Source organism: Bartonella sp. TS25HLJMH, assembly GCF_042193505.1.
Taxonomy (GTDB): domain Bacteria; phylum Pseudomonadota; class Alphaproteobacteria; order Rhizobiales; family Rhizobiaceae; genus Bartonella; species Bartonella grahamii.
In genome coordinates this window covers 1-10,750 of the sequence record NZ_JBHILV010000027.1, presented here as the reverse complement: position 1 = coordinate 10,750, position 10,750 = coordinate 1, and the positions used below count along the sequence as shown (strand labels likewise).

The window sequence follows — 10,750 nt, the reverse complement described above, 5'->3', positions numbered from 1 at the left end:
AACAAAATTTGGATTTTTGGTTGGCACTTCAAGCCCCCCTCCGGTTGCGAGCGCCCTCGCATTGGTATTCCGGGAGTCTAAAAGTACTGAGCTTAATCAGCTTTTTGCTTTTAGTGCTCATCGCACCTGGACATAGCAAAATCTCCCGGAATTCCGGGATACCCGCAATGCGGGATAAATTTATGTATTAAGCTTTCGGGCTTTTAGCTCCCTATTTGATCGTTGCGTGGACGATCAAAAACACGTGCTTATCAATAAAGTAATTTCAGGAGATTGGCAAGAAAAATCAAAATAATCTCAAAGACTATAAGATTGGGTAATTTTTAAAAAAGTGCGAAATATGGATTATAAATCGCGTTTTTTCCTATCAAAATGTCGATAAAATTTGGATTTTTAGTTGGCACTTCAAGCCCCCCTCCGGTTGCGAGCGCCCTCGCATTGGTATTCCGGGAGTCACAAGTACTGAACCCTAGTCAGTTTTTTTGCTTTTAGTGCTTAAAGCACTTGGACATAGCAAAAACTCCCGGAATCCCGGGGCCCCCACAAAAGTGGGTTCAATTGTACGCTAGGGTTTAGGGCTTGTTTTCCCTCTTGATCGTTGCGTGGACGATCAAAATATCTTTTAAGTGATAAAGTAATTTCAGAAGATTGGCAAATAAAAATAGTTTTTATTTATAAACTTTATTTTTTAATGAGAGGCTTTCCGCCTCTCAAACTTGCCGGAACGCTCACCAAAATCATGAGATCAGACCCGCATTTAATGAGGGGACTAACAATCCTAGGTTCTTAAGGTCAAGGAGACCATTACATGGCGCCTAACGGCGTCCTTGACAAAAAGAACCTAACGGCTTGTTTGATTCCTTTCACGCGGCTCCGAAATCATGATTAGAAGGGGAGCTTATAGGGTGGTGATATCAGGCATATCAATTTATCAAGGTGTTTTTTAGAGTGTGATGAATATTAGGCTGGATTTCTTTGTCTGGTCTGATGAAATAGTTTCATTTGAGGGGGGTGATCTGAAGTGCGTGGGGGTGTTGGGTAAGAAGCTGGGTTGTAGAGTATTGTTTTCATAGCAGCGCGCGGGGCGGTGTGGAGGTTTCATTTGGCTTCTTTCTGTAAATATGTAAAAGCGTGAAAACGTATATTCGTGAAAAAGGAGTGGAGGATTTGTGCAGTGTGTATGCTTTTGGCATGGTATGGAATGTGGTGAGATAAATGGGGGAAAGAGTTTCTGTGAATGGAGTGGTAAGCTGGAATGAAGAGGTGGGAAATTGACGGGAGAAGGGAAGATGGTTTGGGGATGAAGAGTCTGTGAAGGGAGGGGAAGTTGGATGAAGAGGTGGGTGCGTTGACGAGAGAGGAGAGAGGGTTTGGGGAATGAGAATGAACAGATTAGAGGGGTGTGGTGTGGATAAAAGGCGGGGGTGCGAAGGGATGCATGAAGGATGGTGTGAGGAGATAGCGCTTGGCTTATGGTACTTGATGAAGTGGTGTCATTTGAGGGGGGATCTGAAGTGCGTGGGGGTGTTGGGTAAGAAGTTGGGTTGTAGAGTATTGTTTTCATAGCAGCGCGGGGCGGTGTGGAGGTTTCATTTGGCTTCTTTCTGTAAATATGTAAAAGCGTGAAAATGGAAATATGCAAAAAAGGAAAAGGCTTTATGTTGTTAGGGGGCGTTGTGGTTAATGAGACGGAATGTATAGGGAGTGTTTTCAAGCTGGGAGAGCAACATAAATAGAGGATAGCTTAAATGAAGTGTGTGAGAGGAAAAATGAGTCAGTCTGTACGGAAAATGCATAGAGTGTGAAGTGTGGGGCGGTGAAGCATGTCGTGAATGGGTGTGTGGAGGAGGTTTTTGAAAAAAGGAGGGGACTTTTGGATGGGAAGGGGTGTTTATCCAAATGGCGCGTGTTTAGGGGTGTGGAAGGTGAGGTAAAGTTGGAGGGATGAGGATTGTTTGTAAGTCGTGGAGGATAGACAGAGGCGTTGGGAAAACGCTTGAGGGGGAGAAAATTTAGCGTAATTTCTTGTTACTCTGAAATCAAGATCATCATAAAATTGGAGGAAATGGGTGGGTAAAATTAGTGGAGAGAAAGTTTTGAGCCTCAATATCTGTGGTGATATGTGTGGTGATGTTTTTTGAGCGCATGAGAGAGTAAACTTGAAAAACCTTTCTCTTTTTGTTGAATTTTTATTCACAAACTCAAGAAAATAGGATATGAACGCTGGAAATAACGCACAGCTTAACAAAATATGTGCACTGTAAAGGAAATGATTGTTTATGTCAAAAGAAGAAGTTTTAGAATTTTCTGGTATCGTTACTGAACTCTTACCGAACGCAATGTTTCGTGTGAAACTGGAAAATGATCATGAAATTATTGCGCATACTGCTGGTAGAATGCGAAAAAATCGTATCCGCGTGTTGGCAGGTGATAAAATCATGGTGGAAATGACACCTTATGATTTGACAAAAGGGCGCATTACATATCGCTATAAGTAGCCTAAGGGGTGGCTTGCGCTTTTTTGTAAAAGCCATCATATTATTTCTATTATTTTTTAACAGTTTTTAAGCTTGCTCTTCATGAGTGAAAAAAGGGGAGTGTTTGAATGCCCTTGAAAAACTGTAAAATCAATGCGGTAAAAAGATAAGGAGATTAATGGCGTTTAAAAGGGGCGCTTAAAAGGGGTGAGAGGGAAGTCGATTGTGAAGGGGTGGAAATGAAAAATATAAGAGAGTGGGGGAAAAAACGTTTGGCAGATACTCTTACAGAAGAAATTCATTTGGTGCTTGCTTCCGCTTCGCCAAGACGTTTAGCGCTCTTAGCACAAATAGGGATTGATCCTCAGCAGGTTTGTGCAAGCGATATTGATGAAACGCCAAAATTAAAAGAACATCCTGCAAACCTTGCCAAACGTTTGGCAAAAGAGAAAGCGCTGAAAGCTCAAGAAATTTTGCGCTGGTACAATCAGAATGGTCAAGAAGAGTTGCAGAATGGTCAAGAAGAATTACCTCAACAGAAAATGATTATCTTGGCTGCTGATACGGTGGTGGCTGTGGGGCGCACCATTCTCCCCAAACCAGAGGGTGAAGACGAGGCTTATGAATGTTTGCGATACCTTTCTGGGCGTTCACACAAGGTCTATGGCGCCGTTTGTGCGCTCAATGAACGTGGAAAAATAACCGTAAAATTGGTTGAAAGTCGTGTCCGTTTTAGACGCTTAACTTCTGCTATGATGAAGGCTTACCTTGCTTCTGGTGAATGGCAAGGGAAAGCTGGGGGCTACGCTATTCAGGGAAAAGCCGGTGCTTTCGTCGTCCATATGGCTGGTTCTTACTCCAATGTGGTTGGTTTACCGTTGGCTGAAACAGTCGATCTCTTGACCGCTTATCACTATCCACTTTTCACTCACTGGGCTGAAGAAACGCATTAGAAAAACGTTAAGGCAAGATCAATGCAAGGTGAAAAGCAACAAAAAGAGAAAAGCAAAAATGAAAAAAAAGGAACAGAAGAAAAATTAATGAAGGAGCAGATGACAAAGGTGCGCCAAGAAAAAAAAGAGCTAAATTTGCAAAAAGAGATTCGTCCTCCGCATCCTTGTCCGATTTGTGGTCAAATGTCACAACAAAACGCCTATCCTTTTTGTTCCACACGGTGCCGAGCCATTGATCTTAATCGTTGGCTTTCAGGCGCTTATATTTTACCGCCCCCGACGCAGAAAAGTGATGAAGAAGAATAAGAGTCCTTTTGAGGAGAGAACGCTCAGAGCGTTTTTTGTGTTGGAGCTGAAGGGAAGGCGCGCGGGTTTATCGTAAATGGATTCAAGAGCTGGATTAACGGCTTGGTTATTGTCGTCATTCGTAGAGACGCAGATTAAGTTCAATCAACGATGGAAGTTTTAATACATATCTAAGACTTAGCACCAGTGGTTTTGTAATTATCAATTTCTTTGTTGCAGGAAGGTTGATAATGCCTTTAAGGTGTGAGGGAAGAATTGATATCCAATCAGTATTGCTAACAAAAAAGAAGGGGCGCGTGTTTTGGTGCAAATAGATGGGGCAACAAAAAATCGCTTGCTGGTGCTTTTGCTGGGTAATGGCATGGTGTCATTTGGGGGCTGGATTGATTATATCGTGATTTTGACCGTATCTGTGTTCTATTGGAAAGCTGATCAATATGATGTCGCTTTTATTGGAGCGGCAACATTATTACCTGGTATCGTTCTGTCTAAGCCAATTGGAATGTTGGTCGGTGGCCGTTATATGATACATTGGTTGCGTGCATCGTTGTTGTTACGGGCGTTATGTACTGTCGTTTTATTGATGGCTACTAGTCTGCAAGGATTTATTATACTGGCAGTTATTCGAGCGACATTCAATAGTCTAGCTATTCCAGCAATTTCCGTTCTCAGTGCAAATTCTGTGCCTGAAAACGGACGGACTCGTTACTATTCTGTGCTTAACATGATCAATAGCATGGCGAAGATGATAGGACCTGCTTTGGGGAGTATGCTCTCTGCGTTTTTGTCAGATACATATACTTTATTGTTGTCTGGATTTCTGACATTGCTAGGCTTTATAGTGTTTTGTTGTATTGGTGCAAAACCTGTCTCGTCGCTCATGGTAAAAACAGCGAAAACCATGAAATCACAGCATAGGCTTTATGGGACAACTTGGTATGCCTATGTGGCGGTGATGTTTGTGTATTTTGCCATGATCTTTATGGTGAATAATCAGTTGCCTATCATCCTTAATGCACTGAAAATGAATAAACAGGCTCTTGGGATGTTGGTATCTGCTTCAGGGATTGGTAATTTTCTATATGGGTTTTGGAGAGTGAAACAATCAAAGCATAAACCCCTTACAGGAAAAATATCAGAGTTGTTAATGCCTGCAATGTCAGCAATGGTTTGTTTTGTACTGATCTCAGTGTGCTTTTTTTACTTGGATTTACTCCGTATTGAGACTTTGTTTTTCTGTTTTTTCCTCATCGGGATGGTTAGTGCCTACTTTTCCATATCTTCTAACGTTTATCTGGTAACCAATTTCAATGAACAGATTGGGTTGGCTTCTGGATGGGTGCAGTCTATACAAAATTTAGCTATGTTGGTGGCTCCTTTTGTTGGAGCGTTTGTTTTAGGTCACACTACGGCTGGGCAGTTGTTCCTTTTTTCTGGATTGAGTGGATTATTCTGTTTATTGGGTATCGGGATATTGGTGAACCGTTCTTTGTTCATTATTCATTCTGAATGATTGGCTCATCAATGAAATAAGTGTTTTAAATCATTTTTCTGAGATTTAGAGCGCGCGGGAAACCCAGCATCGGGCAGCTTTTACAATGTTATAAGCTCAATCTTTTGATTTTTACTTAACCGCTCATATGTTTGTTCTGTCTTGTCTTTGCCTTCTCGATACTGTTTCACTGTTTCGTAAACGCAATCGGGGCATGGTTTTGAGTAACGATTGCACTGTATTGAACCCTGTTATGCCATGAATAGTCAAACTTTAAACCCCAGCTGCTGATCCTTAATCAGCTTGACTTTAAGCAATAATGGAAACAGAAAATGAGCTATAGTATAAATTATCCTATATGCCGTAAAATATCACTCTTGGAGGTATGGTGATATCAGGTATGGGAAACTTTAGGCAGGGGGTATGTTAATTGTTGTGCTTTTGCTTAATCAGAAATCAACCACAAGATTGCTTTTTGTTTTTTTGGCTGGAGCTCTCTAAAGTTTTTTAAAAGTGCGTGTTCTTTTTCGCTATAGGTGCATTGATCGAGGTGTAAGAGAGTTTCTTTTGTAGGAATATCTTCTTTTGTGGCAAGGTCTGCATAAAAAAAGCTTATGGGAATTTCCAGTTTTTGGGCGATTTCCAGTAAACATTTGGCACTTACACGATTTAAGCCTTTTTCATACTTTTGAATTTGTTGGAAACTGACACCTAAATGGCTTCCTAATTCTTTTTGAGAAAGCGCCATTGAAATGCGTCTGTGACGGATTCTTTTGCTTAATCAGAAATGTCGATAAAATGTGGATTTTTAGTTGGCACTTCAAGCCCCCTCCGGTTGCGAGCGCCCTCGCATTGGTATTCCGGGAGGTTGAAAATACTGAACCTAAATCAGCATTTTGCTTTTAGTGTTGAGAACACTTGGACATAGCAAAAACTCCCGGAATCCCGGGAAACCCACAGAGTGGGATAAATTTATGTTTAGGTTTCGGGTCTTCAACTCCCTATTTGACCGTTGCGTGGACGATCAAAATCACACTTTAAGTGATAAGGCAATTTCAGGAGATTGGCAAGAAAAATCAAAATAATTTCAAAGGCTATAAGATTGGGTACTTTTTAAAAAAGTGTGAAATATGGATTATAAATCGCGTTTTTTGCTTAATCAGAAATGTCGATAAAATGTGGATTTTTGGTTTGCACTTCAAGCCCCCCCTCCGGTTGCGAGCGCCCTCGCATTGGTATTCCGGGAGTCAAAATACTGAGCTCTAGTCAGTTTTTTGCTTTTAGTGTTGAGAACACCTGGACATAGCAAAATCTCCCGGAAACTCAAGATATTCGCAAAGCGGGTTCGTTTTTACGCTAGAGCTTAGGGCTCGTCTTCCCTCTTGATCGCTGCGTAGACGACTAAAACACTTTTAAATTTGTAAAGTAATTTCAGTATATTGGCAAGAAAAATCAAAAATATTTTTTATTCTGTTATGCCATAAAACATCGCTCTTTTAGGGGGGGGAAGAGCTAGAATATTCATGATAGGGCTTGATTTGTTGAGTCTGAGGAAGTGCTGTCGTTTGAGGAGGGGTGTCTGAAGACTGTAAGGGGGATTAGGCAAAAAGCTTTGTTCGTTTACAGACCAGTGTTTATAGAGCAGCGCGGAGTGGTGAACCTTTCCTTTAGCTTTGTTCTGTAATGATGTAAAAGCGTAAAAATGTATATCCGTAAAAGTGAAGTGGAGGATTTGTGGATTTATGCATTGTGCGTGTTTTGGGGTCACGTTGGGCTTTTGTCTGGCGTGGAATGTGGTGAGATAAATGGGGGGGGAGGCATTTGTGAATGGAGGGGGAAGTTGGGAGGAAGAGGGGTGTTAAGCGCGTTGACTGGAGAAGAGTGTGTGGGGAATATTTTAGGCTGGACTTAACTGCCTTGTCTGATGAAGTGCGTCTTTTGGGGGGTGGTGATAATTATATGAAGTGATCAGTAGTCCTTCCCTAGATAAGAAGCTGGATTGTTTATAGAGCAGCGTGGGGTGGTGAACCTTTCCTTTAGCTTTGTTCTGTAATGATGTAAAAGCGTAAAAATGTGAATCTGTAAAAGTGAAGCGGAAGATTTGTGCTTTGTGTATTGTGCGTGTTTTTGGTCATATTGGGCTTTTGTCTGGCGTGGAATGTGGTCAGAGAACTAGGGGGGGGTGAAGAGACTGTGAATGGAGGGGGAAAGCTGGGATGAAGAGGGGGGTGAAACCCGTTGGTGGGAGAAGAGTATGTGGAGGGAATGGTGGGGTTGTGATGGTGGAGGGTATAGGGGAGGTGCAGTTTTTATTTAAATAATGACAGTGCACCTTTCTCTCCCTCTTGCTATAGGGCTTGTGAGGACCCATATTCTTTTTAGCACTACGGTTCTTCTTCATGTGGCATCATTTGCGGTGTTTGGTGAGGGGTGGTCGGTCCTTTGAAGATGTCTCTTTTGTGGGATGTTGGGGGAATTTAAAGTGCGGCGGTGGCTTGAGATTTAAGGAAAAAAAATGAACTTGGAAAAATATAGCGAACGGTTGCAAGGTTTTTTACAATCAGCACAAAATAGCGCTCTTGCTTCTGATCATCAGCAATTTATGCCGGAGCATCTGTTAAAAGTACTGTTAGACGATTCTCAAGGGTTGGCAGCATCATTGATCCAAAAAGCGGGTGGTGATCTTACTCTTATTCGAAAGGCGCTTAACAAAGCACTTGATGCTTTGCCAAAAGTGCAAGGGGGGAATGGACAGCTCTATTTGTCTCAGCCGTTGGCAAAAGTTTTTAACATGGCTGAAGATCTGGCAAAAAAAGCCGGTGATCAATTTGTGACTGTGGAGCGTGTGTTGCAAGCACTGATCATGGAAAAGACCGCAAAAACCGCTGATGTTCTCACAAGTGGTGGTTTGACAGTGCAAGCGCTTAATCAGGCTATTAATGATTTGCGGAAGGGAAAAACAGCGACAAGCCCCCATGCCGAAAGCCAATATGATGCTCTGCAAAAATATGCTCGTGATTTGACAAAAGATGCGCGTGAAGGAAAACTTGATCCTGTTATTGGGCGGGAAGAGGAAATTCGCCGCACTATTCAGGTGCTTTCACGGCGTACCAAAAATAATCCTGTGCTGATCGGTGAACCAGGGGTGGGGAAAACAGCTATTGTGGAAGGGTTGGCATTGCGCATTGTTAATGGCGATGTGCCTGAAACTTTGCGTGATAAACAGCTTCATGCGCTCGATATGGGAGCACTTATCGCTGGCGCAAAATATCGTGGGGAATTCGAAGAGCGCCTCAAAGCAGTGCTGGCAGAGGTACAAGCTGAAAATGGTCAGATCATTTTGTTTATTGATGAATTGCATAATCTCGTGGGGGCAGGAAAATCCGATGGGCCTATGGATGCTTCCAACTTGCTAAAACCTGCTCTCGCACGCGGAGAACTCCACTGTGTGGGGGCTACGACTTTGGATGAATATCGAAAATATGTCGAAAAAGATGCTGCTCTTGCACGCCGCTTCCAGCCGGTCTTTGTGCCTGAACCCTCTTTAGAGGATACTATCTCTATTTTGCGCGGTATTAAAGAAAAATATGAACAACATCATAAAGTGCGCTTGGCAGATAGTGCACTGATCGCGGCAGCGCGTTTGTCTAACCGCTATATTACGGATCGTTTCTTGCCTGATAAAGCCATTGATCTTATTGATGAAGCGGCGGCACGGTTGCGGATGCAAGTCGATTCAAAGCCGGAAGAACTTGATGCCATTGATCGGCGTATTTTACAATTGAAGATCGAACGTGAAGCTTTGAAAACTGATGTGGAGCCAACAGCAAAAGAACGTTTGCAAAGCGTGCAGGATGAACTGAAAACATTGGAACAACAGTCTAGCGAAATGACAACGGCTTGGCAGGCTGAGAAACAAAAATTAGGGCATGCTGCTGATTTGAAAAAACAACTCGAAGAAGCACGTAATGCTTTGGCTATTGCACAGCGTGATGGACAATTCCAAAAAGCTGGAGAGCTCGCTTATAGCGTTATCCCTGAACTCGAAAAACAATTGAGCATCGCTGAAAATGATGACCAACAAAATCATCTTGTTGAAGAAACGGTTACTGCTGAACATGTGGCACGGATTGTTTCACGCTGGACCGGTATTCCTGTTGATCGAATGCTGGAGGCAGAACGCGAGGCGCTGTTGCGGATGGAAGATGAAATTAGCAAACGTGTGATTGGTCAGGGTGAGGCTATTCAAGCTGTTTCTCGCGCTGTACGCCGTGCGCGCGCAGGGTTGCAAGATCCCAATCGCCCCCTTGGCTCTTTCATGTTTTTGGGTCCTACTGGTGTGGGAAAAACCGAATTAACCAAAGCTCTTGCTGCTTTTCTTTTCCAAGACTCCAATGCCATGTTGCGCATCGATATGTCGGAATATATGGAAAAACATGCTGGGGCGCGGCTTATTGGGGCGCCGCCTGGATATGTTGGATATGAAGAGGGAGGCGTGCTGACCGAAGCCGTACGAAGAAGACCTTATCAGGTCATTCTGTTCGACGAAATTGAAAAAGCACATCCTGATATTTTTAATCTCTTGTTGCAAGTGCTCGATGAGGGACGTTTGACCGATAGTCAAGGACGTACCGTCGATTTTCGCAATACCTTGCTGATTATGACTTCTAATCTTGGCGCTGAATTTTTAACCGCTTTGCCTGAAGGACAAACAACCGATCAGGCAAAAAATGATGTCATGAATGTCGTCAAAGCGGCTTTTCGTCCTGAATTTTTAAACCGTATTGATGAGATTATTCTCTTTCAAAGATTGCAACGCCACGATATGGAAGCGATCGTTGATATTCAGATAGAACATTTGCAAAATTTGCTCAATGAACGCAAAATAACTTTGCAAATCGAGCCAGAGGTGAGAAAATTTCTTGCCGATAAAGGCTATGATCCCCTCTATGGTGCACGTCCACTTAAACGGATTATCCAAAAAGAAATTCAAGACCCGATGGCGGAAAATATCTTGTTTGGAAAAATTCACGATGAGACAACGGTGAAAATTACAAAACAAGGGGATCGGTTGGAATTTTTGCCTGAAGATTAAGTTTGGAGAAATTTACGCTATAAAGGGGCGGTGATAATCCTATTATGTGATAAAACACCGCTCTTTGAGGCGTGCTGATTTAGAAAAATTCACGATGAGACAGCGGTATTTTATTGCAAAGCAAAGGGAGTGGTTGGTGTTTTTGCATGTTAAATGAGCGTTCTCGAATATCGTAGGGTTCTTTTACTTCTGGTTGTCGTGAAAACTATTTTCTTGCAATGTTATAAGTGAAGTCACAAGCGGGATTGCTTTATTGCTTTGTGCGTAAAAGCGTTAAAGAGAAGTGCCGTTTATCCGCCGTAAAACACTGCTCTTTGAGGGGGTGTGGGGTGCTAGAATATTTGAGGGCAGGGCTTGAGTTATTGAGCCTGATGAAGTGCTGTTGTTTGAGGGGTCGTGATCTGAATCTTATATGTTAGGGGGATTA

Annotated in this window: 6 protein-coding genes and 1 pseudogene; 6 read left to right on the top strand and 1 reads right to left on the bottom strand. The window is 42.6% G+C overall.

The genetic code is table 11. The annotated features are described in order from the left end of the window. Nucleotides 1-2,279 precede the first annotated feature (2,279 nt). The 4 genes from infA (at nucleotide 2,280) to ACFINF_RS08240 (ending at nucleotide 5,249) form a co-directional block, all read left to right on the top strand. A complete protein-coding gene (gene infA / locus ACFINF_RS08255) occupies nucleotides 2,280-2,498 on the top strand; it encodes a translation initiation factor IF-1 (protein WP_004857577.1) in 219 nt (72 codons plus the stop codon). A gap of 218 nt (nucleotides 2,499-2,716) precedes the next feature. Next, nucleotides 2,717-3,430 (top strand): Maf family nucleotide pyrophosphatase, encoded by a 714-nt coding sequence (locus ACFINF_RS08250; protein WP_375620454.1) that lies wholly within the window; start codon nucleotides 2,717-2,719, stop codon nucleotides 3,428-3,430. A 21-nt stretch (nucleotides 3,431-3,451) separates the two neighbouring features. Beyond that, nucleotides 3,452-3,736 (top strand): DNA gyrase inhibitor YacG, encoded by a 285-nt coding sequence (yacG, locus tag ACFINF_RS08245; RefSeq protein WP_375620453.1) that lies wholly within the window; start codon nucleotides 3,452-3,454, stop codon nucleotides 3,734-3,736. A gap of 304 nt (nucleotides 3,737-4,040) precedes the next feature. Further along, complete coding sequence (locus tag ACFINF_RS08240) at nucleotides 4,041-5,249, top strand: MFS transporter (protein WP_375620455.1); 1,209 nt, start codon at nucleotides 4,041-4,043, stop codon at nucleotides 5,247-5,249. A gap of 424 nt (nucleotides 5,250-5,673) precedes the next feature. On the opposite strand, the pseudogene ACFINF_RS08235 reads toward ACFINF_RS08240, so the two are convergent. Beyond that, nucleotides 5,674-6,047: pseudogene (locus ACFINF_RS08235) on the bottom strand (helix-turn-helix domain-containing protein). 883 nt (nucleotides 6,048-6,930) lie between these two features. Between ACFINF_RS08235 and ACFINF_RS08230 the strand changes: the two are divergent. Continuing rightward, entirely contained in the window at nucleotides 6,931-7,140 is a 210-nt protein-coding gene (locus ACFINF_RS08230; protein ID WP_375620452.1) for a hypothetical protein, read from the top strand. A gap of 603 nt (nucleotides 7,141-7,743) precedes the next feature. Next, on the top strand, nucleotides 7,744-10,323 hold the full coding sequence (gene clpB / locus ACFINF_RS08225; protein ID WP_375620451.1) for an ATP-dependent chaperone ClpB: 2,580 nt from the start codon (nucleotides 7,744-7,746) through the stop codon (nucleotides 10,321-10,323). Nucleotides 10,324-10,750: the final 427 nt, after the last annotated feature.

What these genes read in the sequence shown, in the direction of transcription:
- infA (WP_004857577.1), top strand. Translation starts at nt 2,280, where the DNA reads ATGTCAAAAGAAGAAGTTTTAGAATTTTCTGGTATCGTTACTGAACTC.
- ACFINF_RS08250 (WP_375620454.1), top strand. Translation starts at nt 2,717, where the DNA reads ATGAAAAATATAAGAGAGTGGGGGAAAAAACGTTTGGCAGATACTCTT.
- yacG (WP_375620453.1), top strand. Translation starts at nt 3,452, where the DNA reads ATGCAAGGTGAAAAGCAACAAAAAGAGAAAAGCAAAAATGAAAAAAAA.
- ACFINF_RS08230 (WP_375620452.1), top strand. Translation starts at nt 6,931, where the DNA reads ATGTATATCCGTAAAAGTGAAGTGGAGGATTTGTGGATTTATGCATTG.
- clpB (WP_375620451.1), top strand. Translation starts at nt 7,744, where the DNA reads ATGAACTTGGAAAAATATAGCGAACGGTTGCAAGGTTTTTTACAATCA.